23 protein-coding genes and 1 pseudogene are annotated in these 25,797 nt (G+C 63.4%); 8 read left to right on the top strand and 16 right to left on the bottom strand.

Going from position 1 to position 25,797, the window contains the following annotated elements; genetic code table 11:
- The 3 genes and pseudogenes from ACODSP_RS22125 to ACODSP_RS22115 all read left to right on the top strand — a co-directional run.
- Nucleotides 1-607 (top strand): annotated as a pseudogene (locus tag ACODSP_RS22125) (hypothetical protein); the annotation flags it as partial.
- A 279-nt stretch (nucleotides 608-886) separates the two neighbouring features.
- The gene (locus tag ACODSP_RS22120) at nucleotides 887-2,047 is read left to right on the top strand and encodes a hypothetical protein (protein WP_488967708.1); all 1,161 of its coding nucleotides are present in this window, start codon (nucleotides 887-889) and stop codon (nucleotides 2,045-2,047) included.
- Entirely contained in the window at nucleotides 2,040-3,503 is a 1,464-nt protein-coding gene (locus ACODSP_RS22115) for a chromosome segregation protein SMC (RefSeq protein ID WP_488967707.1), read from the top strand. The genes ACODSP_RS22120 and ACODSP_RS22115 overlap by 8 nt, the downstream gene beginning before the upstream one ends.
- A gap of 386 nt (nucleotides 3,504-3,889) precedes the next feature.
- On the opposite strand, the gene ACODSP_RS22110 is transcribed toward ACODSP_RS22115, so the two are convergent.
- From ACODSP_RS22110 to ACODSP_RS22080, 7 genes are all read right to left on the bottom strand, one after another.
- Nucleotides 3,890-4,204, bottom strand: coding sequence for a hypothetical protein (locus ACODSP_RS22110; RefSeq protein WP_488967706.1), 315 nt, complete (start codon nucleotides 4,202-4,204; stop codon nucleotides 3,890-3,892).
- A 794-nt stretch (nucleotides 4,205-4,998) separates the two neighbouring features.
- Nucleotides 4,999-5,316 carry a DUF736 domain-containing protein gene (locus ACODSP_RS22105; RefSeq protein WP_488967705.1) on the bottom strand — a complete coding sequence of 106 codons (318 nt, stop codon included), beginning with the start codon at nucleotides 5,314-5,316 and terminating at the stop codon, nucleotides 4,999-5,001.
- A gap of 3 nt (nucleotides 5,317-5,319) precedes the next feature.
- Nucleotides 5,320-5,616: a DUF2274 domain-containing protein gene (locus tag ACODSP_RS22100; RefSeq protein ID WP_488967704.1), complete on the bottom strand. Its 297-nt coding sequence runs from the start codon at nucleotides 5,614-5,616 to the stop codon at nucleotides 5,320-5,322.
- On the bottom strand, nucleotides 5,510-6,658 hold the full coding sequence (locus tag ACODSP_RS22095; protein ID WP_488967703.1) for a TraB/TrbI/VirB10 family type IV secretion system protein: 1,149 nt from the start codon (nucleotides 6,656-6,658) through the stop codon (nucleotides 5,510-5,512). Before ACODSP_RS22095 ends, ACODSP_RS22100 begins: the two co-directional genes overlap by 107 nt.
- A gap of 34 nt (nucleotides 6,659-6,692) precedes the next feature.
- Nucleotides 6,693-8,558 carry a DNA helicase RecQ gene (gene recQ / locus ACODSP_RS22090; RefSeq protein WP_488967702.1) on the bottom strand — a complete coding sequence of 622 codons (1,866 nt, stop codon included), beginning with the start codon at nucleotides 8,556-8,558 and terminating at the stop codon, nucleotides 6,693-6,695.
- A gap of 103 nt (nucleotides 8,559-8,661) precedes the next feature.
- Entirely contained in the window at nucleotides 8,662-8,787 is a 126-nt protein-coding gene (locus tag ACODSP_RS22085) for a hypothetical protein (protein WP_488967701.1), read from the bottom strand.
- A gap of 141 nt (nucleotides 8,788-8,928) precedes the next feature.
- A complete protein-coding gene (locus ACODSP_RS22080) occupies nucleotides 8,929-9,654 on the bottom strand; it encodes an alpha/beta fold hydrolase (RefSeq protein WP_488967700.1) in 726 nt (241 codons plus the stop codon).
- 173 nt (nucleotides 9,655-9,827) lie between these two features.
- Here ACODSP_RS22080 and ACODSP_RS22075 point away from each other — a divergent pair, with 173 nt between their 5' ends.
- Together ACODSP_RS22075 and ACODSP_RS22070 are read left to right on the top strand one after the other, a co-directional pair.
- The gene (locus ACODSP_RS22075) at nucleotides 9,828-11,561 is read left to right on the top strand and encodes a DEAD/DEAH box helicase (protein ID WP_488967699.1); all 1,734 of its coding nucleotides are present in this window, start codon (nucleotides 9,828-9,830) and stop codon (nucleotides 11,559-11,561) included.
- A 3-nt stretch (nucleotides 11,562-11,564) separates the two neighbouring features.
- A complete protein-coding gene (locus ACODSP_RS22070) occupies nucleotides 11,565-11,807 on the top strand; it encodes an Lrp/AsnC ligand binding domain-containing protein (protein ID WP_054166328.1) in 243 nt (80 codons plus the stop codon).
- Here the strand turns inward: ACODSP_RS22070 and ACODSP_RS22065 are convergent.
- From ACODSP_RS22065 to ACODSP_RS22045, 5 genes are all read right to left on the bottom strand, one after another.
- A complete protein-coding gene (locus tag ACODSP_RS22065) occupies nucleotides 11,804-12,691 on the bottom strand; it encodes a heme-dependent oxidative N-demethylase family protein (RefSeq protein WP_488967698.1) in 888 nt (295 codons plus the stop codon). The two genes, ACODSP_RS22070 and ACODSP_RS22065, sit on opposite strands and share 4 nt — an antisense overlap.
- A gap of 59 nt (nucleotides 12,692-12,750) precedes the next feature.
- Nucleotides 12,751-14,889 carry a TonB-dependent receptor gene (locus ACODSP_RS22060; protein WP_488967697.1) on the bottom strand — a complete coding sequence of 713 codons (2,139 nt, stop codon included), beginning with the start codon at nucleotides 14,887-14,889 and terminating at the stop codon, nucleotides 12,751-12,753.
- Between the two features lie 91 nt (nucleotides 14,890-14,980).
- A complete protein-coding gene (locus tag ACODSP_RS22055) occupies nucleotides 14,981-15,157 on the bottom strand; it encodes a hypothetical protein (RefSeq protein WP_488967696.1) in 177 nt (58 codons plus the stop codon).
- Complete coding sequence (locus tag ACODSP_RS22050; protein WP_488967695.1) at nucleotides 15,154-16,299, bottom strand: PepSY-associated TM helix domain-containing protein; 1,146 nt, start codon at nucleotides 16,297-16,299, stop codon at nucleotides 15,154-15,156. Before ACODSP_RS22050 ends, ACODSP_RS22055 begins: the two co-directional genes overlap by 4 nt.
- Nucleotides 16,300-16,503: 204 nt before the next feature.
- Nucleotides 16,504-17,259, bottom strand: a complete 756-nt coding sequence (locus ACODSP_RS22045) for an SDR family oxidoreductase (protein ID WP_488967694.1) — start codon at nucleotides 17,257-17,259, stop codon at nucleotides 16,504-16,506.
- Nucleotides 17,260-17,391: 132 nt separating this feature from the next.
- Between ACODSP_RS22045 and ACODSP_RS22040 the strand changes: the two genes are divergently transcribed.
- Nucleotides 17,392-18,327 (top strand): LysR family transcriptional regulator, encoded by a 936-nt coding sequence (locus ACODSP_RS22040; RefSeq protein WP_488967693.1) that lies wholly within the window; start codon nucleotides 17,392-17,394, stop codon nucleotides 18,325-18,327.
- Here ACODSP_RS22040 and ACODSP_RS22035 read toward each other — a convergent pair.
- A complete protein-coding gene (locus ACODSP_RS22035) occupies nucleotides 18,314-19,393 on the bottom strand; it encodes a 3-oxoacyl-ACP synthase III family protein (RefSeq protein ID WP_488967692.1) in 1,080 nt (359 codons plus the stop codon). The genes ACODSP_RS22040 and ACODSP_RS22035 overlap by 14 nt on opposite strands.
- A gap of 207 nt (nucleotides 19,394-19,600) precedes the next feature.
- Here ACODSP_RS22035 and pseG point away from each other — a divergent pair, with 207 nt between their 5' ends.
- Nucleotides 19,601-20,632, top strand: coding sequence for a UDP-2,4-diacetamido-2,4,6-trideoxy-beta-L-altropyranose hydrolase (gene pseG, locus ACODSP_RS22030; protein ID WP_488967691.1), 1,032 nt, complete (start codon nucleotides 19,601-19,603; stop codon nucleotides 20,630-20,632).
- A gap of 81 nt (nucleotides 20,633-20,713) precedes the next feature.
- Here the strand turns inward: pseG and ACODSP_RS22025 are convergent, their stop codons facing one another.
- Both ACODSP_RS22025 and ACODSP_RS22020 read right to left on the bottom strand, forming a co-directional pair.
- The gene (locus ACODSP_RS22025) at nucleotides 20,714-21,145 is read right to left on the bottom strand and encodes an acyl-CoA thioesterase (protein ID WP_488967690.1); all 432 of its coding nucleotides are present in this window, start codon (nucleotides 21,143-21,145) and stop codon (nucleotides 20,714-20,716) included.
- Nucleotides 21,146-21,157: 12 nt separating this feature from the next.
- Nucleotides 21,158-22,075 (bottom strand): acyl-CoA thioesterase, encoded by a 918-nt coding sequence (locus ACODSP_RS22020; RefSeq protein ID WP_488967689.1) that lies wholly within the window; start codon nucleotides 22,073-22,075, stop codon nucleotides 21,158-21,160.
- 105 nt (nucleotides 22,076-22,180) lie between these two features.
- Here ACODSP_RS22020 and ACODSP_RS22015 point away from each other — a divergent pair, with 105 nt between their 5' ends.
- On the top strand, nucleotides 22,181-23,092 hold the full coding sequence (locus tag ACODSP_RS22015) for an aldo/keto reductase (protein ID WP_488967688.1): 912 nt from the start codon (nucleotides 22,181-22,183) through the stop codon (nucleotides 23,090-23,092).
- Between the two features lie 237 nt (nucleotides 23,093-23,329).
- Here ACODSP_RS22015 and ACODSP_RS22010 read toward each other — a convergent pair whose 3' ends face one another.
- Entirely contained in the window at nucleotides 23,330-25,696 is a 2,367-nt protein-coding gene (locus tag ACODSP_RS22010) for a heavy metal translocating P-type ATPase (protein ID WP_488967687.1), read from the bottom strand.
- Nucleotides 25,697-25,797: the final 101 nt, after the last annotated feature.

Genomic DNA, 25,797 nt, shown 5'->3' with positions numbered 1-25,797 from the left:
TGACCTGGTCGATGGGGAAAGGCGGCACGGAGATCGATTTTTCCGCACCCTGCTAGAACAAGACGATCCATCTGCATACATGGACTTCGTTGTCGCCAAGCGCTCTTTCGATGCAGGTAACGAATTCGCCCGAGAATCCGGTCGCTTTGATCTGACCGCACGAGGTAAGGTCAACACCTATTCCCTATTCGCCGAGCTCTTCTCCCACCTTCCAGGGCCAAAGGGGAGGGCTGGAGTGATCGTGCCGACAGGAATCGCCACGGATGCGACGACGGCACCGTTCTTTGCGGCGATGGTTGAGAGCAGGCGGCTGTCGCAGTTGGTGGACTTTGAGAATAGCAAGCCGTTGTTCTCGGCTGTGCATCGCAGCTGTAAGTTCTGTTTACTGACGCTGGGCAAGAATGAAGGCCTCGCCCACTTCGCCTTCTTCTTGACCGAAACGGCCCAGCTTGCGGAAACAGAGCGGAATTTCACTCTTACGCCCGAGTCCATCGCCCGCCTCAATCCCAACACGCGTACCGCGCCAGTATTCCGGTCGCGCGCAGATGCAAGTTTAACGGCCAAAATTTACCAGAACAGTAAAATACTCATTGAGACTGGGCATTAATTTGAGAGATCAGATTTTAACACCATTGTAATTTTGAATTTTTTCTCTGGATCAAACCGAATTGATGCAGAGCTATTTGAGAGCTACGTCAACGCGGGCCCACGCGATGACTTAGTATCTGTATTTAGGGGTGGGGATATCAATATATTTGATCACAGGTTTGGACTCACTGAAGCCGTCAAGGCCGAAGGGTTGGAATGGCATGGTGACGGCCGGTTCGTGCCAGCCGACGAGGTAAAGATTAGACTTCACGATAAAGGCTGGCGCCGTGAATGGCTCATGGGCTGGCGCGATATCGCACGCTCTATGGACGAAAGAACGGTTATTTGCACAGTTTTTCCGATTTGCGCTACGGATGATACCCTGTCGTTACTGTTGGCAAACATTGAACCAGCTAGTCTATCCGCATCCCTGCTTGCCAACTTGAATACGCTTGCCCTCGACTATGCTGCTCAATCGAAAGTTGGTGGCACCCACATTCGCAAGAACGTCATTGCCCAGTTCCCCGTTCTCTCCCCCACCTTCTACACCGAACCCCGCCTCTCCTTCATCGTGCCCAAGGTCCTGGAACTCACGTACACCTCACACAGTCTCGCCCCCTTCGCCCGTGACCTGGGCTATGACGGCCCGCCCTTCCGCTGGGATCAGGAACGGCGCGCCCTGCTGCGGGCCGATCTGGACGCCTTTTACGCCCGCGCCTACGGCCTGGACCGGGATGAGGTGCGATACATCCTGGATTCCACCGACGTGAAGGGCCCCGACTACCCGTCGGAGACCTTCCGCGTGCTGAAGGAAAAGGAAATCCGCCAATACGGGGAATACCGAACCCGCCGTCTGGTCCTGGAAGCCTGGGACCGCATGGTAGCAGACGGTACGTTTGCTGCTCTTGGCATGACAGACGCCACGTCCGCCGCCAAACAGCAAACGATCCAGCTTCCGCCGCTCGAGAACCTTCCAGACGCGACTTGGGCTCGTGCAGCGCCGTCGCCGCAGCACGATCCTTCGGCAGCTCTCGCGGCAATTCTGAAATCGTTGGATGGGCCAGCCCCAATCCGCACCGTCCGTCTGACCGCAGCGATCATGCTTGAACCCCATCTTTTGACGCCTCTTCTGCCACCGGAAGATCAAGCCCATTGGCGGCGGCTGGTGGGCCAGGAAGCAGAGCCTCGCTCCGGGAATGTCATCGGCTTCTCTGCCCGGACCACGCCGGGATGGAATGCCGCCATCACCAATCACCGTGGCAACGGTCGATTGCTCGAGGATATCGCAGCCAGAACCTGGGCACCGGGCACGGGTCTTGAAAGATTTGACACAGCCGGATGGCCAGAGGGGCGTGCACGATTTGTCATCAATGCGCTGCGAAAACTGGACATCGACGCAACCATAGAGGCAGCTCCTGGAGAGATTCGGGGCTGGATCGGAAATGTCGCAAATGGATGATCTCTTCCCGGTTCCGCCACTGAGCATTGAGGTTCCGAGGGGGCTCACGGAGCCGAGGCTTTGGGTTCGGCGATTGAAAATCTGGCAAGAGCCGGGCGGCGAGCTTATTCGAGACATTGAGTTGCGGCCTGGGCTCAACATCATCTGGTCGCCTGATGGGGGTGATGATCTGGAAGGAGGTGGACGTGCAATCGGCCATGGCAGCCGAAAGACTCTGTTCTGCCGTTTGCTGCGTTACTGCCTCGGTGAGTCCCGCTTCGCCGATGAGGTCCAGCGCGATGCCATCTCCAGGGAATTTCTAAACGGCGTCGTCGGTGCTGAAGTCATGCTTGATGGGGTATGTTGGGCGGTAACGAGACCGCTTGGCATTGGCCGCAAGCACTTTGCTATCGAAGGCGGCAACCTCGATGTCGTTGCGAAAATGGAGGGGCCGGCGACCGGCATAGAGCTGCTCATCGACGCCATTGAGGGCAAGATCCTTGGCAAAGGGACCTCCCAACTGGCGAGACTGTCGACCGGTCAGCGGGCCTGGCCGGTTGCCCTCGCGTGGGCTGCGCGCGATCAGGAATGCCGTTTTGATGACGTACTCGACTGGCGTTCGCCGGCGTCAGGGTCGGACACACCACAACCTGCAAGTGGTGACGCGAAAGGGCCATGTTTGCTTGCAATGCGGGCGTTTCTAAACGCCATTACGGAAGAAGAGCAAGCCGCACGGCACCAGGAACAGGACCTCGCAAACCAACTCGATCAAGCAAAGCGGCAAAAATCTTTTCTCGAATGGGATCAAAAGCGGCGCCTGGACCGCCTCGTTCGCGATCTCGGCCTTAGCGGCGAATCATTGCCGGATGGGTCGCTTCTGCTGGAGTTCCTGAAGTCGGTCGCGGAGGAGAAACACGCGGCAGCGGCAAAAATTCCGTCAGGCGGTAGCCCCGAACTCAATGAAGCTCGGCGTGCCTCCAAAAATGCACAAAACGCATTTCACAGCGCTGAAATGAAAGCCGCTGAACTTGATGCAAAATTGCCTCTCGAAGAAAAGTTGCTCATGCAGATGAGGAGTGAAATTCCGGGGCTTTCGGCAGCAGCGGAATCCGCAGCCAGTCCGGTCTGCCCCATCTGCGAGGTGCCAATCGACATAGCGGTAGCGGAACGCTGTAAGCTTTCTCACAAGCTGCATGATCAAGCGCAGTGTCGCGCGCGATGGGAAGCGAAAAAGCAGGAAATTGAGGCCCAGCAACAAACGATAGCTAACGTTAAGGCTGAAATTGATACCCTAAAGCCCGCTGTCGCTCTGGCCCGCCAAAAGGCGGAGCAGGCGGCACAAAGATTGGATCGCCTTCAAAAGGCCGCTGACGCTCGAAACACAAACTGGCGTACTGCTACCCGGCTTATCGAGGATGTTCAGCGCTCCACAGAAATTGTCGATGAGCTGACGGGTGCCGAAGTCAAGATCAAATAACTGGAAGGAGATTTACATCGCATCCGCGATCAACTTCGGCGATTTGAAGGTAATCAAGCAAAGGCTATAGATGCTGTAAGGCAAAAGTTCTCAGCTATTATTCGACGCCTTCTCGGTGACGAAGCCAATGGTATTGTGCGTCTAACTGGCAAAGGCCTTGAAATTGGGGTGGAGGCCGGGGGCGATAGGCGAACAGCCGCAATTCAATCTTTGAAAGTGCTCGCGTTCGATCTGGCTTGTCTTTGTCTGAGCATTGAAGGCCAAACGCGCATCCCCGCGTTTCTGATCCACGACAGCCCGCGCGAGGCTGATTTGGGTCAAACGATCTATGATGAGCATTTCCGGCTTGTAAGGGCTCTCGAAGAAGAATTGGCTGGTAGAACTTTTCAATATTTGATCACAACGACAACAAAGCCGCCGCAGGATGTCAATAAAGCGTCTTGGCAGCGTGAGGTTTTGCGCGGAGCGCCCGGCAATGAAAGATTGCTGCGCCGCAACCTGTGAGGGCCGATAAAATGATCGAAGCGCCCCAGCCATTCGTCATCCGGCAGGAATGCGACAAGGTTGCGTTTCAGAATGGCTTTCGCCGAAAGCTGGGCGAAAGCGAGGGCTGAGCGGTCTTCAGTTCGACCACGGTACCCGGCACCATCCACCTCGCCGCGGCAGGCGCACAAGGCCCTTGGTTTCTCGCCCTTGATCATTCAGGCGTCATTGAAGAGTTGGACCTTCCAAGCAAGGACCTGCCCGGACCGGGCCTTGCCCGCTACGCTTTCGACACGCTCGGCCCAGTTTATGCCGTGTTGCCACGTATCTACCAACTGGCGGCAAGCCTTCCGGATGCCCCGCTTCGCGAGTTCGTGACCAAGGTCCAGGATTTGCCAACAACGACGGAGGCCGAACGCCTTGTCGTCCAGCGCATCGGCCAGGACATATTCCGCTCAGGCTTGATCGATTATTGGCAGGGCCGATGCCCGCTGACCGGGATCGCCGACACGGCGCTGCTGCGCGCATCGCACATTATACCATGGAAGGCCTGCACAAGCGACGCCGAGCGTCTACGGCCTTCTGCTCTCGGCCTTATGGGATGCTGCTTTCGATCGCGGGCTGGTGACATTCGATAACGAAGGCCAGCCATATTTGTCACCTTCTTTGAGCGATAACGCCCGTGCCGAATTGCGCTGGCGGGACCCGATCCCGTTAACTGACAAACATCGAAAGCGGTTGAGCTGGCACCGCGCTAACCTGTTCGTCAGCCAAAAAGGAGATTTGGAAATACACGTTCGGTGAGCACCTCAGTCGGCATTGAAGTTCCTACGCTGGATAACAGGCTGATATCGAAGATGCACTGCAACTGGGGGAGACACTGGACATATAGCAGACTGTGTCCAAAGTTGGGGAACTGGGGCGAGCAAAAATGTCCGAAATCCTGTGGTGGATGCGAAAACCTTCCCGCCGTCTTCCGGCCCCGCAACTGCCAAGACAAGAGCGGTGATAGTTACTGTCGGCAGCGATTCCAGACGAGCTTTGCCGATGCCCCATCTCCATTGAGAAACAATCTGGCGCTGATCGGCCCCGGCAGAGCCGGATCATCAAGACGAACCCGGAGATAGGAGCGGGGTTCACCATCCGAGGTCTCTGCCTCCCAAGTATCACCAATACGGTCGAAGCCGATCAGTAGGCGATAAGCAGATGCGTTCTCGTGGTCCCGACCGTCGTTCGGGACCAGACGCACCTTGGCATTGATGGTCAGGGTTCGGATGGTTCCGGTCCAACCGCCATCTTTGGTTTGAGTGAAACTACCAATGGTAGCCATGGCTCAGTCCTCCGGCTCACCGGGCTGACGACCAGATGCCGGGGCCGCACCCCGCCGTTTTCGGCCGCCAACTGGGTCTTGTCCAGACGAACGGTCCTCCTTCTGGGCTTTTGCGTAACCCCGGTCGCTTTCTAGGAAAGCATCCAGCATGTAGGGAACCAGATCGGCCACCGGCTCGGCCGTGCCATAGGTCTCACGGTAAAGGCCCGTGTAGGATTGCAGCCGCTGATGCAGTTCCGGGTTGATGGTGATGGTCAGCTTCACCGGCGTGCGGTCGGGGAGCTTGGGGAGCTTCAGCATGGATCATGCCTCCGCGATATGGCGATAGGATCAAGTCACGGCGCACGATCACGCGCAGCGGCCAGCCGGGGCAGACGGTCAGGGTTGGCTGGACGTCGAGATTGCGTTCAACCAGTCGCTGGCCAGCGCGGTCGGAGTTTTGCTGGACGGACTCCCTGACCGCCCGAACAAGGTCGCTTTCCTGCTGTCCAAAGGTCAGTTCGGTACCGACACCCAGCAGCGTTGCCATGGCGATGCCCTTCAGCAGGCGGCCTGTATAGAAGTCGACTTTGTCGGTGAGCCCTGAGCTGCCCTGAGTGTCGCTGGCGGGCAGGTTGTCCAGTTGCAGGGATGAGCCATCGGGCCGGATCAGCCGCTGCCAGATCAGCAACGCACGCTCCTGCCCAAAGCTGACGCGGCTGTCATAGGTGCCAATCAGTCGCGAGCCTTGAGGGATCAACAGGATCTGGCCGGTGACGGTGTCATAGACATTCTCGGTCACCTGGGCTGTCACGGTGCCCGACAGGTCGGAGTTGAGACCCGTGACCAGGACCGCCGCGATGACGCTGCCCGCCATGATCTGATGATGCGACGCTGGTTGCTGTTCGGCATAGGGGCTATAGATCCCGCCCGTGTCGGGACGGGCCAGGAAGTCGAGCTTGTGCTGGGGGGCGTTAGGAGTCGCGTTTTCCGCGATAGTGGCCGGGCTACCCGAGGCTACGACATTCCGACTTCCTGGAATGGCTGGCCCTGTTCTCGGTTCCATGCAGATGAACAGGCCGGATTGACGCGCTTGGTTGATCTGGGCCTGCTCCGGGCTTGGCTGATTTACAGGCCCAGTGGGTGACCATGCCGTGGTGCTCGCCTGACGGCGCTGCTGTTCCAGGATGGGGCGGCCCAGGTCTCCGGGCAGCGGTGGCCCCAGCATGGGCGTGTCGGGCTTGACCTGACTGTAGTCGGTGGGCAATCCGGCCAAGGCTTCCGGTGCCGGTGGTTTGACCGGCTGGGCCAGTTCCTGTCGCTCGACGTCGCGTTTACCGGACGGGCTCTGGAGCGACAACATGGTCAGTGTCAGGATGGCACCGGCGGCGATGCCACTAATGCGTCAGGATCACATCCAGGAAATATTCGCCATAACGCTCCAGCTTGCGCGAACCCACGCCTTGCAGGGTGCCCAACTCGTCAAGGTCGGTCGGCTTCTCCCGCACCATCTCCATCAACGTCGCGTCGTGGAAGATGACATAGGGCGGAACCCCCTGTTCGCGCGCCAGTTCCAGGCGCAGCGCCTTCAGCGCGTGCCACAGCGTATCGTCGGCGGGTGACAGATCGGCGGTGGATGTCTTCGGCTTGGAAGAACCGCCACTGCCCGACCAGGAGGCCTTGCCCTTCCCCTTGGCCTCCGCCGCCGGATCACGGCGCAGACGCACGACTTCCTGGCTTTTCAGGACGGCAGTCGCCGTCTCCGTCAGGATCAGGCCGCCATGCCCCTCCGGATCGGCACAAAGCAGGCCGTTAGCCACCAGTTGCCGGAACACGCTGTGCCATTCCTGCTTGCCCAGTTCGGTGCCGCAGCCAAAGGTCTTCAGCTTGTCATGGCCCTTTTCTGTCACCTTGTCGGTGGCAACCCCGCGCAGCACATCGACCAGATGCCCCACCCCGAAGCGCTGCCCCGTGCGGTACACCGCCGACAGCGCCTTCTGCGCCACCACCGTCCCGTCATAGGTTTCGACGGGCTGGAAACAGGTGTCGCACTTGCCGCAGGGCTTTGGATATTCCTCATCGAAATAGGTCAGAAGCGTCTGCCGCCGGCAGCGCGCCGTCTCGCAGAAGCCCAGCAGCGCCTCAAGCTTCTGCCGTTCGGTGCGCTTGAAGGCCGGCGGACTGTCGGACCCCTCCACCATCATGCGCATCTGCACCACATCGGCAAAGCCGTAGAGCATCAGCGCTTCCGCCGGCAACCCGTCGCGCCCCGCGCGGCCCGTTTCCTGGTAATAGGCTTCAAGGGACCGGGGCGGGTCCATATGCACCACGAACCGCACATTCGGCTTGTCGATGCCCATGCCAAAGGCGACGGTGGCAACCATCACCACGCCTTCACCCTTGATGAACCGGTCCTGATTGGCCTGCCGCGTGGCAGGGTCCAGGCCCGCGTGATAGGGCAGCGCATCCACCCCCTGGTCGGCCAGATATTGCGCGATGGCGTCCACCTTGCCCCGCGACAGGCAATAGATGATGCCCGCATCCTCTGGCCGGCGGCGCAGGAAATCCAGCAGCTGCCGGCGCTCCTGATCCTTGGGCAGGATGCGATAGGTGATGTTGGGCCGGTCAAAACTGGCCAGGAACAGCCGGGCGTCGGTCAGGCCCAGGCGGGCCGCGATGTCGGTGCGCGTCTGCGTATCCGCCGTCGCCGTAAGGGCCACGCGCGGCACATCGGGGAACTTTTCGTGCAGGATGGAGAGCTGCAGATATTCCGGGCGGAAATCATGGCCCCACTGGCTGACGCAATGCGCCTCGTCCAGCGCGAACAGCGCGATGCGCGACCGTTCCAGCAGTTCCAGGAAGCGCGGCGTCACGAGACGTTCCGGCGCCACATAGAGCAGGTCCAGATCGCCCCGCTCACACGCCCGCTCCACCTCCTGCGCCTCCCGCCAGTCCAGCGTGGAGTTCAGATAGGCGGCGCGTACACCCAACTGGCGCAACGCATCCACCTGATCGCGCATCAGGGCGATCAGGGGCGAAACGACAATCCCGACGCCGGGCCGCACCAGGGCCGGGATCTGATAGCAAAGCGACTTGCCCCCGCCCGTCGGCATCAGGACAAGGGCATCCCCCCCGGCCACGACATGCTCGACAATGTCGGCCTGCATGCCGCGAAAGGCCGGATAGCCCCAGACCTTGCGCAACGCATCCTGGGCCGCCTCCAGCGGCGACAGGGCGAAATTATCTGCAAGGGCGTCGGGCATGGCGCTACGGCTTGGGGGTTACATCTGTGTCGGACCACCAGATAGAGTGGCCGAGAGACAGGTTTACGGCACCCGCCGCATGCGGTCCAGGGCTTTGACGATCTCAGTGGTGACCGTGGCCGCCATGATGACCATGCCCGCCATCACCTTCCGGGGCCTTGATAGCGCTGATGCAGATCACGGCCAGAACGCTGGCGGCGAAGAACAGGCCGATACCGACGAAGCTCATATCAAATCCTCCAAACCGAATTCCGGCGGCACACTAGCGACCCGTGATCTTCGGCGCAATCTCGTAGCGCGGATTAGCGTCAGCGTAATCCGCGGAAACCCGGCGCCGTTGACCCACGGATTATGCTGACGCTAATCCGCACTACATTGACGGCGACAGCAGCCACTCCCGCATTAACCCCGTCACTCGCTCCGGCTGCTCCAGCGGGGCAAGATGCCCGCAGCGGGGGATCACATGCAGGCTGGCCCCCGGCACCGCTGCCGCAATCTCCTGCGACCGGTCGGGCGGCGTCTGCCCGTCATCGGCGCCGACAATGACCAGGGTGGGGACCGTGATGGCGGCAAGGCCGGGCCGGCTGTCGGGCCGCGACAGGATGGCCGCCTGCTGCCGGCAGAACGCATCGCGGCCCACCCGCTCCGTCATGGCCAGGACGACACCACCGATTTCCGGCACCGCCACATGGTCGGGATGCACCTGTGTGGACAGAAGGCGCGGCGACATGCCCCGAAACTTGCCAATCTGGGCCAGTTTCAGCATGGCCTCCCGCCGCTGCCGCTGTTCCACCGTGTCGGGCCGGGCGGATGTATCAACCAGGCACAGGCGCGTCACCCGTTCCGGCGCGCGGCGCAATATCTCGAACGCGACATAGCCGCCCATGGACAGGCCGGCCAGTGCAAACCGTTCCGGCGCCTGGGCCAGAACCGTCTCGGCCAGCGCACGCATCGAGTCTGCCTTTGTCAGGTCGGCGACGGTGCAATCGGCGATGCCGGACAGGTTGTTTATCTGGTGCGCCCACAAGGCTTCGTCGCATAACAGGCCCGGCAACAGATAGAGGGGCTGCCTTGCGTGCGGCGTGGGGGGTGTCATCGCCCGAAATCCTTGCTCTCAAAGGCCGAAATTGATATCGAAGGCGCGACCGTATTCCATTGTGTTCCGGCAATTCAAATGCAGGGGACGCAGGGTTGCCAGCGGTCGATCCATTATCGCCGCCGACGTCACGGTGTTTTTGTTCGACGTCGCCTCAGAATGATGAAGGCCTAATGCTGTTCTCGGAACTTGGACTCGGGTCCGAAGTCCTTCGCGCTGTTGAAGAAGTCGGCTACACCACGCCGACGCCGATCCAGGAAAAAGCCATCCCGTGGGTCCTGCAGGGCCGGGATGTGCTGGGTTGCGCCCAGACGGGTACGGGGAAGACCGCTTCCTTTACCTTGCCCATGATCGAAATTCTGGGCCGTGGCCGCGCCAAGGCGCGCATGCCCCGCTCCTTGATCTTGGAGCCGACGCGCGAACTGGCCGCCCAGGTGGCGGAAAATTTCGAGCTGTATGGCAAGTACCACAAGCTGAACATGGCGCTGCTGATCGGCGGCGAAAGCTTTGGCGACCAGATCAAGAAGCTGGAACGCGGCGTTGACGTGCTGATCGCCACGCCGGGCCGCATGATGGACCTGTTCGACCGTGGCAATATCCTGCTGACCGACATCAAGGTCCTGGTGATCGACGAGGCGGACCGCATGCTCGACATGGGGTTCATCCCCGATATCGAGCGCATCGTCAGCCTGCTGCCGCGCAAGCGTCAGACCCTGTTCTTCAGCGCCACCATGCCGCCGGAGATCAAGCGTCTGGCCGACAAATTCCTGACCACGCCCGAAGAAGTGACGGTCAGTGCGCCCGCCAGCACGGCCACCACGGTCGCCCAGCATCTGCTGGTCGTGGATGAGCAGGACAAGCGCGAGGCGCTGCGCCGCCTGATCGCCACCGACGACGTGAAGAACGCCTTCATCTTCTGCAATCGCAAGAAGGACATCGCCGTCGTCCATGGCTCGCTGGTCAAGCACGGCTTCAATGCCGGCGCCCTGCATGGCGATATGGTGCAGTCCAAGCGCACCGAGACGCTGGAGGCCTTCAAGGCCGGCAGCATCGACCTGCTGGTCTGTTCCGACGTGGCGGCGCGCGGCATCGACATTTCCAATGTCAGCCACGTGTTCAATTTTGACACGCCGCACCATTCTGAAGATTACGTCCACCGCATCGGCCGCACGGGTCGCGCGGGCAAGACGGGCCGCGCCTTCACCATCGCCACACCGGAAGATGGCAAGCTGGTGCAGGCCATCGAAAAGCTGATCGGCAAGGAAATCCCCCGCTTTAACGTTGAGGGGGTCGAGACCGCCGAGCTGTCCTTCGATGCCGATCCGCGCCGCCGTGGCCGGGGTGCCCCGAAGAAGGAAGATGGCCGCCGTGGTGGCCGGGAACGCGGCGAACGGACGGAGCGCGGGCCCAAGCCCGAACGCCATGTCCATGTCGAGCCGGAGGCCGCCGAAGCCGCCATCGAGGCACACCAGCAGAAGCGCGAACGTCCCGATAACCGGGGCGAGAGCCGTGGCGAGCCGCGCGGTGAGCGCAATCGCGACCGGTACGAGAATCGTGGCGAAGCGCGTGGTGAAGGCCGTGGCGAAGCGCGTGGTGAAGGCCGTGGCGAAGCACGCGGTGAAAATCGCGGCGAGGGCCGTGGTGACAACCGGGGCGAGCCCCGTGCTGACAATCGTGGCGACGTCCGCAATGAGGGTCGGGGTGAGTTCCGTCGCGATGAGCATCGCCGCGACGAATTCCGCCGTGACCGCGATGACCGCCGCGACCGTCGTCCCCGCCGGGACGAGGATGATGACCGTGGCCCGCCCGTCGTCGGCTTTGGCGATGACGTGCCCGCCTTCATCATGCGCGCCGCCCGTCCGCCCAAGGCACCCGCCGTCGACGTGGCGGAAACGTCGGAAGACTGAGCCATGCAGACGATCTTCATCATGGTCAAGTGCGATCTCGGCCGCGCCTATGACGTGGCCGATCTCGCGGTGCAGAGCGTAGCGGAAGTGTCGGAAGTGCATTCCGTTTCCGGTCAGTACGATCTGATGATGAAGTGCTTTCTGGAGGATGGGGAGGATATCGGCCATTTCGTGACGGGCCAGATCCAGACCCTGGATGGGGTGAAGGACACCTTCACCATCATCACGTTCAAGGCGTTCACCTAAACCTTCTCGCAGTACCCCACGGCCAGGGGGCCGGTCCGCCGCAGCCCCTTGTATGCCGCCACATCGTCCGGCACCGACCGCAGGACCGACGCGAACTGTCGCCGCTCCGCCACTGTCAGGGCGGATAGCGGGCGCTGGTGTGTGCGGATGGTGAACAGGACCGCGCCGCTGTCGGGCAGCTTGGTCAGCGTCTGCCGCTCGACCCGCAGCCATAGCCGCTCCCCCGCATTGCCCTCATCGATATCGGCGTCGGGTGGCGCGTGCGCCTTGGTTCCCGGCTGGAACAGGGCGGGATCGTCCGACAGGGTCCAGTTGGCCCGCCATACCACCCGCCCCGGCGACAGTGTGTCAAAGAACCGGTCGACCGGTGTCGCCAGCATCGCGTCATAGCGCGCGACGGGCCGGTGGATGCCCGGCAAGGGCTTGCCCAGCTTATGCGGCAGCATCCAGTGCGACGGAAAACAGACCACCCCGCCTGTCAGCCGCCATCCACCCGGCGATGGCGTCATCAGGCACAGATCATCGGGCAGCAGATGGGCCAGCAAATGCAGCGGATGCTCAAAATCCGCCGGGTCCAGGCGGGCACCATCCACGCGGCTTTCCACCCCCTGCCCCACCCGGCAGAACCAGTCCGGAAACCGTACCGTCAGATGGGCGAACAGCAGGCCCATCACCTCCACTGACGCCGCCCGCGCCTCCGGCATCAGGGCCATCACATCCCATTTGCGCTCGCGGATCAGGCGGGCGCGTTCGGCCAACTGCTCCGGCCAGCCGGCATCGGGCGCCAGCCAGCCCTCCATCTCCTGCGCCCGCAACCCCATGGCCATGCGCCAGACATCGCCATCGAAGGGCCAGGGAAACGGTTCAGGCGGCAGGGTCGGCATCGATTGGACATATCGGGACTGGGATGGCGCATCATGCCCCATCCCAGTCCCGACCATCCTTAGAAATCGACCGTCGTGGACAGTTTCACGGTGCGCGGCGCACCCTGCAGAAGCGTGCTACTGAAACTATCATAGGCCGACGCCCAGTAGCGCTTGTTGGCGACATTATCGATGTTGAAGCGCAGGCTGACCGGCCTGTCATTCATCTCGAACACATAGCGCGCGCCGATATCAAACCGGGTCCAGGACCCGACTTCCAGGGTGTTGGCGGCATTCACCTTCTGCTCCCCCGTCCGCACGACACGGCCCGTCAGGGTCGCCGCCGGCAGGAAAGGCAGATCCCATTCGACATTGCCGTTCAGGGTGTAGGATGGCACGCCGGGCGCCCAGTTGCCCTCGTTCACGCCACCACCGGTACGGCGCAGTTCCGCCTTGCCAACCGACAGGCCACCGATCAGGCGCAGGCCTTCCACCGGTTCCCCATCCAGGCTGAACTCCACGCCCCGGTTGCGCTGCTCGCCATCCAGGACATAGATTTGCTGCCCTGCCGGGTTGGCCGGGTCCACGGGCCGGGTAAAGGCGCTGGGCTGCTTGGTCTGATAGAGGGCCAGTGACAGGCCGACACCGCCCACGGCCAGCTTGCCGCCCATCTCATACTGCGTTGACTTGTAGGGCGCGAACACCTCGCCGGAATTGACCAGTTTGGGATCGATGGGCGCGCTCGACCCCTGGGCCAGCCCCTGGATACGGTTGATATAGAGGGAGAGGCCGTCCACCGGCTTCACGACCAGACCGATGACGGGCGTATTGGCGCTCTCGTCATATTCGCCCGTCCGCGATCCATCTGCATAGGAATAGGATCGGACGCGGATTGCCTGATGGCGCAGGCCGACCGTCAGAAGCGCGCGATCATCAAACGCACCGATCGTGTCGGCGATGAACAGGCTGCCCAGGCGCGACCGGCTGATGGCGAACGGATCGTCCAGATCGCCGCCGGTGAACAGCGTCACCGGCTCCACCGCTACGGGCGTGTTGTACAGGTTGGTGGCATAGCCGGCGCGGAAGTCCCAGGCGTTGCGGTTGGTCTGCCAGACCACCGATCCGCCGGCATTCACCTCATGGCTGATATTGCCAGTTTTCAGCTTGGCCCGGATACCGGCCTGCCCCGCCTCGTTATTGTCGGTACGCGGAACGAACATGGCGTCGCCGGTCGCGGCGCCGGTCACCACATTGGTGACGGTGATGCCGCCATACATGCCGTTCTCCGACCCGTCGCGCGCGCCGAACGCGGCATAGGCGGTGACATCGTCGGTCAGGTCATATTCGCCCTTCACCATGCCGTACAGGTCGCGCAGGGTGGAGTAGGTCCAAGGCTGACCATAATTGGCGTCGGCATCCGGCACCTTGGGAATGGCGGTGGATACCGTCACCTTGGGCCGCAACTGCCGCACATGCATGCGCTGATAGGCCAGATCCAGGCCCAGACGCGCCCGCTCACCTGTCCAGTCGATGCCGGCACCCAGCACATAGGCGCTACGGAATTCCCCATCCACCGCCACCTCGCCCCGGCGGGCGGCACCGTTCACGCGGATGCCGACGCTGTCATCCGGCCCCGTGCGGCGGGCAATGTCAAAGCTGCCGCCAACATGCTCATCCCCCGTGTAGTTCAGGGTGGCACGGGTCAGCGGCTTGGCCCCGGCCCGCTTGGGCGTCAGGTTGACGCTGCCGCCAATACCCGACCCGCCAGGGGCGGCCCCGTTCAGGAAGGCGCTGGCGCCGTTCAGCACCTGCACCTGCTCATATAGCTCCGGCGCGATCAACTGACGCGGCGTCAGGCCATAAAGCCCATCGAGCGCGATGTCGTCGCCATAAAGCGGAAAGCCACGCAGGATGAACAGTTCCGCCGCATTGCCAAACGCATAGCCGGTGCGGATGGAGGGATCATTCTCCAGCACCTGACCCAGGGTCTGCGGCTGCTGGTTCAAGATCAGGGCGGAACCATAGGATTTGATGGCGAACGGCACATCCTCCGCCGCCTTGTCGCCCAGCACGCCGACGGCCCCGCCCCGGATCACCTGTGTCTGGTTGCCCCGCTGGGCCGTCACCACAATCTCCGACAGGCTGTCCGCCGTCTGGGCCAGGGCCGGCAACGGTGCCAGCGCCGCAGCACTGGCCAAGATCAAAGCACGAAAACGCATCCGAAACCCCCATGCGGCCGTCCCAGCCGCCCTTTAAGGACAAGTGTGAAAATGCAAGCGACAGTCAGTCGCGCTCTTAAGGCGAAAAAAGTCAGGAACGCCGTGCCCTTATGGCCCAGGCCACAGCCAGAACCGGCACGCCCAGCGCGGCCCAGGACAGGGCATCGCGCCAGCCATCGCCCGTCAGGGCCACGACAAGCCCGATGATGCTGAACAGCGCGATGGCGATTGGCGCCGCGAACACGACCCGGAGCGATTGCCGTTTCATTCTGCCGCCCCCATGACGACCGACGCCTCGATCTCCCGCAGGCGGGCCTCTGACGCCATGCCGCGCTTGGCCAGCCACAGATACAGGCCCGACCCCAGGATGATGATGCTGAACAGGTCCAGCACGGCCCACAGCAGCTTCAGCGGCAGTCCACCGTAATCCCCAAAATGCAGCGGCTGCGACATCAGCAGCGTCTGTACGTACCAGGGCAACGGGCGCATCGCCGTCAATTCGCCCGTCCGGGCATCGACCAGGGCCGGCGTCAGCAGCTTTTGTGTCAAGGGCGTGTCCCCTTGCAGGAACACGGCATAATGATGCTGGGTGCTGAAGGCGCCACCGGGAAAGGCCACGAACTGCACCCAGTTACCGGGCGCCGCCCGCCGCGCCGTCGCTACCGCGTCATGCAGGGAGGCCAGCCGGTCGTGCGGGATCGGCTCCAATCCCTTATAGGCACCCGTCAATTCGGCCAACTCGCCCCGCTGCCAGACCTGGACGATGGGGGTGGCCAGCGTATTGATCACGCCCGTCAGGCCGACCACACTGACCCAGGCCAGGGTCACGATGCCCAGAAGATTGTGATAATCCAGCCATCTGACGCGCCTGGACCGGCTGGCCCGCACGGTTCCGAAGGCCAGCTTGCGCATGAAGGGCGCATACAGCACGACGCCGGAGACGGTGGCCACGAAGAACAGCACACCCATGAAGCCCAGAAACAGCATGCCGGGCAGGCCCAGGAACATGTCGGTATGAAGCTGCAACAGGAAATGCATCACCCCATCATCGGTGATCACACCAACCAATTCGCCGGTTCGCAGATCGTATGACCGCAGGCTCATCTCCCCTTCCGGCGAATCCGGACGGGGCGCCGTCGTGACATTCACAACCGGCCTATCCTCATCAAAGCTCATGAACAGACCGGCATGGCCTGGCCGGTCGGCCAGGGCGATGGCCATGATCTCGTCCAGCGACCGGTTCGGCGCATCCGTGATGGTCAGGGCCTGCTTGTCCCCCGCCATCGCCTCGATCTCATCATGGAAGATCAGGGGCAGGCCGGTGAGGCACAGCATCAGCAGGAATGCCGTACAGATCAGGCTGGACCATTTATGGACCCAGAACCAGGCACGGATCGTCCGGGAGGACATCAGGAGGACCACCAAATGTGATATTGCGATTAAGTCGCAATTGTTATAAGGCCGCAATATCGATGTCGCAACCCCCAGTTCGGTGCCGAAGCGCCGCAACCCGATGACGCAACAGCATGGCAATGCCGGCGCGGGCTGGTTGGGAAGAACCCCAACCAGCCCGCTGATGTACCTATGCCAATGCTGAAAGAACAGAGGCCGGTGTCAGACCTGTGCCATCCCGCCATCGGCGAACAGTTCGACACCGTTCACAAAGCTGCTGTCGTCGGACGCCAGAAACAGGGCGACCTTGGCGATTTCATCGGGAGTTCCCACCCGGCCCAACGGCACCAGCGAGGACAGGTAATCGACAAAGCCCTGCTGCTGGCCAGCGTCACTGCCGGCCAGTTCCACCAGGCCCGGCGTGTGGATCGGACCGGGGCTCAAGGTATTGACGCGGATCGCGCGATCCTTCAGGTCCAGTATCCAGGACCGTGCGAAATTGCGGACGGCGGCCTTGGATGCGCTGTAGACGCTAAAAGCCGGTGTGCCCTTGGCACCTGCCGTGGACCCGGCCAGGATGACGGAGGCGCCCTGCGACAGAAGGGGCAGAGCCTTCTGAACGGTGAACAGCACACCCTTCACGTTGCGGTCAAAGATGCCGTCATAATGTTCTTCGGTGATCGCCCCCAGCGGCAGCATGTCACCGCCGCCGGCATTGACGTACAGCACGTCGATGCGGCCCGCTTTCTTTGCGACCTCGGCATAGAGCCCGTCCAGGTCGGACAAGTTGGCGCTGTCGGCACGGACACCCGTGGCGTCGTGGCCGATGGCCGCCACAGCCGCATCCAGTTCAGCCTGACGGCGACCGGTGACATAGACCTTGGCGCCTTCATCAGCAAAGCGCTTGGCGGCAGCGAGGCCGATGCCGCTGGTGCCACCGGTAACGATGGCGATCTTGTTTTCAAGCTTGCGGGACATTGTCGTTTTCCTTCGAGAGTGGCCGCCCCCGTGTCGTCGGGTGGGCCGGCCGGGTGTCGTTGAAGGAAAGGTATCGACAGTCCGGTTTCTCTAAAATATAAACGATTGAAAGTTATCATTGCAGAATTGTCGATGTCAAAACTGCCAGATTTTGAAGGGCTGGCGATCTTCGCCAAGGTCGCGGAGGAAAGATCCTTCGCCGCCGCTGCCCGCGCGCTGGGCATGTCCGTTGCCACAGTGTCGCGCGCCGTCTCCCGCCTGGAAGACCGACTGGGCGCGCGGCTGTTCAACCGGACATCACGACAACTGGCCCTGACTGATTTCGGCCATTCCCTGTCCGAACGCGCCATGCGCATCCATGCCGAAGCCGAAGCGGCGGAAAATGCCGCCCGTGAGGCGTCCACAAAGCCACGGGGTCTGATCCGTCTGGCTGTGCCCATGTCCTTCGGCCTGCGCTGGGTGGCGCCCTTGATGCCGGATTTCTTTCGGCTTTACCCTGACATCGCCATTGATCTGCATTTGAGCGATTCAAAGGTCGACCTGATCGGGGAAGGTTTTGATGCGGCGCTGCGTATCGCCGTGCTGGAAGACAGTTCCCTGGTGGCACGGCGGCTGTGTCCCATTGCCCCATTGATCCTGGCCGCTCCATCCTATCTGGAACAGCACGGCGTCCCCGAGCATCCCCGTGATCTGGCGGCCCATCATTGCCTTGGTTATGCCTATCGCGCCCGCAGCGATGTCTGGCGCTTCACCAACGCCGCCGGGAATGAAGTCGCCATCACGCCGACCGGCCCCTTGCGCGTCACCAATGTGGATGCCCTGATCCCGATGATGGTGGCGGGGATGGCGATTGGCGAACTGCCTGAATTCATCGCTGCGGAATATCTGGAGGATGGTCGTCTGGTGCCGATCCTGTCGGACTGGACCTTGCCCAAAGGCGGGCTTTATTTCGTCACGCCCACGGCCCGCGCTCGCCCGGCCAAGATATCCGCCCTGGCCGATTTCATGACAGATCGGCTTGGCAGCCCGGTCTGGCAGCAATCGGACCAGATGCTCACACCTCCATGACCGGATAGCCGTCCGGCAGGTCGACAACCGTCGGCGCCGGGATCGGCCCGATATCGGTCAGGATCGTGCCCCAGGACCAGCCAACGCCGAACCCGGCCAGCAGCAGCTTTTTACGCCCCCCCTCCAGTTCCGCACCCAACCGGGAACATAGGGCCAGCGGCACCGACGCGCTGCTGGTATTGCCGTATTTCTCCATGTCGATGACATACTTGGCCGGGTCACAACCGATCTTCTTGCGGATATGATCCAGCATCATCTTGTTGGCCTGATGCGGGACGACATAATCCAGATCGCCCACGCCCACTCCCGCATCGGCCATCGCCTCTTTCAGCAGGCCCGGCACCGCGCGCAGGGTGAAGGTGAAGACCTCCGCCCCGTTCAGATGCAGGCGGGCATCCCGGTAAAGCCGCGTCATCTCCGCCTCCGACCGGGGCGGGTCGGTGGGGATCAGGCAATCGCGCTTGCCCCCGGCCTTCACGAAAATATGCTTGGCCCCGCCGCCATCGGTGCCCAGGCTGACATGGATGGGGGACGCCCCCGGATCGATCTCCAGCGCCGTGGCCGACCCCGCATCCCCAAACAGCGGCAGGGTCGCCTTGTCTTCGGGATGCAGCCAGCGCGTGGAATTATCCCCACACAGGACCAACGCGCGCTTGGCCGTGCCCGCCAGCAGCCGCGCCGCCATCCATACGCCATAGACGAAGCCCGAACAGCCCAGGGTGACATCGAAGCACGCGGCGGATGTCGGCAGGCCCAGATGGCGTTGCAGCACCGCGGCCGTGACCGGCAGCACGTAATCCACATCCTGGCTGACAAAGATCAGGACGTCGACGGATGACGGTTCCCAGCCCAGCTGTTCCAGCAGCCCTTCCGCCGCGGCCCGGCACATGTCGGACGCGCAATAGGGCCGGGGCAGAACGCGGCGTTCATAGACACCGATGCCGGCATGCAGCTTGCGCGCCTCCTCCGGCGTGAAGATGCCCGGTTCCTCGACAAAGGAATGGCGCTGACGCGGCACCACGGCCCGCACACCGGCGATCCGCACCCCTTCGATGGTGGCCTTCATGGCTTCCCTGTCCTGACCTTCATGTCGTCCCTCCAATAGACCACAAACCGATAGGACGATCCAAGCGGGCGCATAGCCCATCGGGGCCACTCTTGCGCCCTGCACACCCGACATGATACAAATAATCCAATAATTTCCAACGCTTATACCCTGTGAAACAGGGTCTGCATTTGTGTTGCACAATGTTGCACAGGGGTTTGTCCGGCCATGGCCCTGATCCTGATCCGCGCCGATGCCAGCCCGACGAAGGGCACCGGCCATATCATGCGCTGCCTGGCATTGGCAGAGGCGCTGCGGGACCAGGGTGACCATGTGGCCTTCGTCACGGCGGAGATCACGCCATCGCTGGCTGATCGCCTGACCGATGATGGATGGGGCCATTACAGCGTGACCGGTGACGATCCGACGGCTATTATTGAACTGTCCAGTGGACTGAAGGCCGACGCCCTGGTCGTTGACAGCTACTGGCTGGATGCCGATTGGCGCGCCGCCGTGCGGCCTGGGTTCCGGGTCATACTGGCGCTGGATGATCTGGCCGACCGGCCCCTGCATGCCGATCTGGTCTGGAACCCTTCCCCGCTCGCGCATACCCTGCCCTATGACCGGCTGGCGCCCGGCGCGGGTCTGCTGTTCGGGGATGCGCACCTGCTGCTGCGTCAGGAGATTGCGCGGGCGGCGTCCGGGTCACGGCTGCCCCTGGCCGACCGCGACAGCATCCTGCTGACCTTCGGCGGCTCCGACCCGGCGGGCCTGACGGTGCCGGTGGTGAAGCGTCTGGCCCCGGCCCTGCCCGACGGCATCCATCTGGACGTGGTGGCCGGGGGCAGCAACCCGTCGCTGGACTGCATCCGCGCCGCCTGCGCCCGGTTTGCGGGACAGGTACGGCTGCATGTGGACAGCCGGCGGATGGGGGCGCTGATGGCCGGCGCGGGCTTGGCGGTGACGGCGGGCGGCGGCACCGTCGCCGAACTGGCGGCCCTGGCCGTGCCATCCCTGCTGGTCGTCGTCGCCGACAATCAGGCCCCCGCCGCCATGGATGCGCAGACCAAGGGCTGGGCATCGGTCATCGATGCGCAGGGCGACCGGGCGGCGGCAGCAGACGCGGTTGCAGCCAGCGCCCTCTCGCTTTGGGCGGACCTTCCCGCCCGCACAACCCTGTCCCACCGCATCAGTGCCGGCGGCATCGACGGGCGCGGGGCGGAACGGGTGGCAGCGGCGCTGCGACGGGCGATAACGTAGCGCGGATTAGCGCAGCGTAATCCGCGGAAAGCCCGGCGCCGCTCCGCAGATTACGGCTTGCGCCTAATCCGCGCTACGGCACTACAGCAACCCCTCCAACACACCCCGCAGATCGGCGGGCAGGGCGACGGGCCGGCGGCTGTCGCGGTCGACATAGACATGGATGAAATGCCCGGCGGCGGCGGCACTGTCGGCCCCCTCCCGGAAGATACCGACTTCGTAGCGGACGGAGCTGTTACCCAGTTGGGCGACCTTGATACCAGCCTCCAGAATGTCGGGAAAGGCCACCGACGCGAAGTACCGGCACCCCGTCTCCACCACCAGCCCGATGGTGCCGCCGCCATGGATGTCCAGGACGCCCCTTTCGATCAGATAGGCGTTCACCGCCGTATCGAAATAGGAATAGTAGGTGACGTTGTTGACGTGACCATAGACGTCATTGTCCATCCAGCGCGTGTCCAGCCGGCGGAAATGCCGGAAATCGGCGCGGGTCGGGGCGGTCGGACGGGACATGGGAACTCCTTCTCAATTCATTTTCCGGATCACGCCTTCCTGCGCCGTACTGGCGATCAGGCGGCCCGTCCGGTCATAAATACGGCCCTGGTTCAGGCCGCGCCCGCCGCCCGACCAGGGGCTGTGCGTGGTGTAAAGCAGCCAGTCATCGGCACGGAACTCCCGCTCATGAAGCCAGACTGCATGGTCCAGGCTGGCCCCCTTGGCGGTCCCCGCCAGCCAGTTCAGCCCGTGCGGCAGCAGCGAGGAACCCAGCAGCACCATGTCGGAAACATAGGCCAACGCCACCCGGTGCAGGTCGGCATCGTCGGGCAGCGGGGCGACCACGCGGAACCAGACATGCTGCACCGGGTCATGCGGCTGCCCATCCGTCGGGTCCACCCGGTTCACATGGCGAAGCTCAACCGCGCGGCGGCGGCGCAGAAAGGCCTGGGCCGGGGCCGGCAGCTTGTCGATGAAGCTTTTCACGATCTCCGCCTCGGGCGGCAGATCCTCGGGCCGGGGAACGGCGGGCATGCGGTAATCGCTATGGGCCAGCCCTTCTTCGGGCCGGTGGAAGGAGGCGGTCAGGGTCAGGATCGGTTCCCCGCCCTGGATCGCCTCCACCCGACGGGTGGCAAAGCTGCGGCCATCGAAATCGCGGTGGACACGCAGGTCGATAGGAAAATTCTCATCCCCGCCGCGCATGAAATAGGCGTGCAGTGAATGCGCAATGCGGCCCCCCTCCACGGTGCGGATGGCCGCTGCCAGGGCCTGCGCCACCACCTGCCCGCCGAACACGCGGCCCTTGCCGCCGATCTGGCGCGACCCTTGATAAAGGTCCGGACCCTGTTCGCTAACCGTCAGCAGGCGGACCAGCCGCTCCACCATCTCTTCCGGGCCGGGACCCGTCTCTGCCGCTTCCATCGCGGTTACCCCATGTTCAAACATACGTATTACTATCCCGGTCGCGGGGCTTGGCTGGCAAGTCCGGTGGCGGCATGGGTGATTTGCTTGTAGAAAGTCCGCCCATCCACATTGCAGCCTGGGACCATCATGGACCGCCTGACCATCGACGCCTCGCCCCGCCCCCTGATCGATGGGGTGCCCGCCATTTCTGCGCTGGGCTGGGGCATGTGGCGGTACCATGATGACGATGTCGCCGCTGCCACGGCGCGGTCCATGGCCGCACTGGAGACCGGGATCACCCTGTTCGATACTGCCGACATCTATGGTTTCGGCCATGAACACGGGTTCGGCGCGGCAGAGGCGTTGTTCGGGCGGGTGCTGGCCGCCAATCCGGGCCTGCGCGACCGGATCGTGCTGGCCACAAAGGGCGGCATCCTGCCTCCCATCCCCTATTGGTCGCGCGGGTCCCGCCTGATCGAAACCTGCGAGGCATCGCTGCGCCGGCTGGGGGTGGAAACCATCGACCTGTATCAGATCCATCGCCCCGACCTTTTGGCCCATCCCGCCGAACTGGCCGCCGCCTTGGACACATTGCGCCAGCAGGGCAAGATCAAGGCGGCGGGCGTGTCGAACTATACCCCGACGCAGTACGCGGCCCTGGCCGCCCACATGCCCTTCCCCCTGATCTCCATCCAGCCGGAATTCTCACCCCTCCATACCGCCCCGCTGTTCGATGGGGTGTTGGATCAGGCGCTGGAACGCAATCTGGCGGTCCTGTCCTGGTCACCCCTGGGCGGCGGACGTTTGCTGGGTGCCGCCGATGATGCCCGCACGCAAGCGGTAGCAGTGGCCCTGGACGCGGTTGCCACCCGCCAGGGAACGACACGCGCCGCTGTCGCCTATGCCTGGGGCATGGCCCATCCGTCCCGCCCTATCCCCCTTATCGGCAGCCAGACCCCGGATCGCATCCGGGAGGCCACTGACGCCTTCAAGGTAGAGATGACGGGTACCGAATGGTACGCGGTGCTGGTGGCCGCCCTGGGCAAACCGCTGCCTTAAGGCAGGTTGAGTTTCATTTCATCAGCAGAATTTTTGCCTCCCCGGCGAAGGCCGGGGCCCAGGGGCCACATGCCCAACGCCCGTACCGCGATAGCCAGGAAGGTGGAAAAGTGATTATTTGGGGCCCCTGGGCCCCGGCCTTCGCCGGGGAAGCAGATTTACTCAAGACGAGATGACTTTCGGCTTGCTCCAAACTTTTATTTTGTCGTGTGATTCACGCTTCAGCCGGCCCCATTTTCAAACGACCACGCCCGCCCGCCACCCGCGCAGCAGCAAAGCGTTGCCCACGACGCAGACGCTGGACGCCGCCATGGCGGCCCCCGCCAGTATGGGGTTCAGCAGGCCGGCCATGGCCAGCGGCACGCCGACAATATTGTAGATAAAGGCCCAGAACAGGTTCTGACGTATCTTCGTGACGGTCCGGCGGGACACGGCGATGGCGTCGGCCACCAGGGCCGGGTCGCCCCGCATCAGGGTGATGCCCGCCGCCCGCATGGCGATATCGGTGCCGGTACCCATGGCAATGCCGATATCGGCGGCGGCCAGGGCGGGGGCATCATTGATGCCGTCACCGACCATGGCCACCACCCGGCCACCCGCCTTCAAACGGGCCAGCGCCTGGCCCTTGTCCTGCGGCAGCAATTCGGCAAGCACCTCATCCAGGCCCAGCGCCGCCGCCGTCGCGCCCCCTGCCCCGGCATTGTCGCCGGTCAGCATGATGGTGCGCACGCCCAGCGCCTTCAGCCGGGCAATGGCTGCCGGTGCTGTCTGTTTCACCTTGTCACCAAAGGCGATCAGGCCCAGCGCCCGTCCATCGGCGGCCAGCCAGGACAAGCTGTGCCCCCGTGCGGTCAGCCCCCTTGCCACGGTATCCAGCGCCGTGATCTCCACCCCACGCTCCGCCATCAGACGACCATTACCCAGCAGCAGGGCACGTCCGTCCAGCATCCCCTCCACCCCCAGGCCCGGCAGGGCACGAATGGCCCCCGCCGCCGCGACATCCGGCATAGCCTCACGCATGGCCTGCGCCAGGGGATGGCTGCTGCCGGCCTGAAGGGCGGCGGCAAGGCGCAGGACCGTGTCCTTGTCCGTGCCCGTCACCGGCTGCACCGCCACGATGGCGGGCCGGCCTTCGGTCAGGGTGCCGGTCTTGTCGAAGGCCACGACACCGATATCCCGCGCCCGTTCCAGCGCCTCTGCATCGCGGATCAGGATACCTGCCCGCGCGGCAGCCCCCGTCCCCACCATCAGGGCCGTCGGCGTCGCCAGACCCAGTGCACAAGGACAGGCGATGACCAGCACGGAGACGGCATTGATCATCGCCGCCTCCACCCCGGCCCCCGCCAGCAGCCAGCCCAAAAGGGTCAGCAGCGCCAGGGCCAGGATGACGGGCACGAAAACGGCACTGACCTTATCCACGATCCGCTGGATCGGGGCCTTGGCCGCCCCCGCCTCCTCCACCATGCGGATGATGCGGGACAGGGTGCTGTCGGCACCCAGGGCGCCTGCCGTCACCGCAATGAACCCGTCCAGGTTCATCGACCCGCCCGTCACCGCCGCGCCCACACCCTTGGCAACCGGCAGGCTTTCGCCCGTAATCATGCTTTCATCCAGATGGGTGGCGCCCTCCAGGATGGTGCCGTCCACGGGCACCTGCTCACCAGCCCGCACCATGGCCACATCGCCGCGCCGCAGTTCCGCCATGGGCAGCGTCACCTCCGCCCCATCGCGGCGTACCCGTGCCACCTGCGGGCGCAATTCCATCAGCGCCTCGATGGCCGCCCCCGTCTTGCGCTTCGCCCGCGCCTCCAGCCAGCGGCCCAACAGCAGCATGGCGACAATGGTGGCCGACGCCTCATAGTACAGGTGCGGCGCATGCCCTTCATGGGCGGTCAGGGCCATCCAGCCCGACAGCCCCCACCCAGCCAGCGTGCCCAGCACCACCAGCACGTCCATATTGGCCGCCCCATGCCGCACGGCGTTCCACGCCCCGGCATAGAAGGGCCAACCCAGCCCGAACTGAACCAGCGAACCCAACAGCAACTGCGCCCAGACCGGCAGCACCGGCCCTCCCAGCATGGGCAGCAGCAGCGGGGCCGCCAGCAGCAGGGCCAGTGCTGCCCGCGCCCCCTCCCCCATCACCGGCTCCCGCGCCCCATCGGACGGCGATGTGGCATCCTCCGCCATCTCTGGCACCGCGCCATACCCCGCCGCCGTAACCGCCGCGATCAGGTCAGCCTCGGCCACGTCCGCGGCATCGATCAGGGCGGTACCCGTCGCCTGGGAGATTTTTACGTCGATGACGCCGGGCACAGCGCGCAGCGCCTTTTCCACCCGCCCGACACAGCCGGCACAACGCAGTCCTGTCAGTTTCAGGCGCAGCGGTTCGACCAGCGGGGTATAGCCAGCGGCACTGATGGCAGCGACCACAGCCGCCGGCATTTTTACGTCCGCGTCGGCAGATGGGGTCACCATCACGCGCCCGCTGGCCAGATTGATGCTGACACCGGCCACGCCGGAAAGTTTGCCGACCGCCTTCTCCACCCGGCCAACGCAGGAAACACAGTTCATGCCCTTCACAGGCAGGGACAGAATTGCAGACATGATACCCCCGAACCAGAGCAGGCCGGACCAAGCAAGCATGATGGAAAGTGCCGGTCATTGACCAGCCGCAATCCCTGCCCCTCCGGCGATATCTCAGGGTT

The organism is Niveispirillum sp. FG156 (genome assembly GCF_057809555.1).
This window is presented reverse-complemented; position numbering and strand designations above follow the sequence as displayed.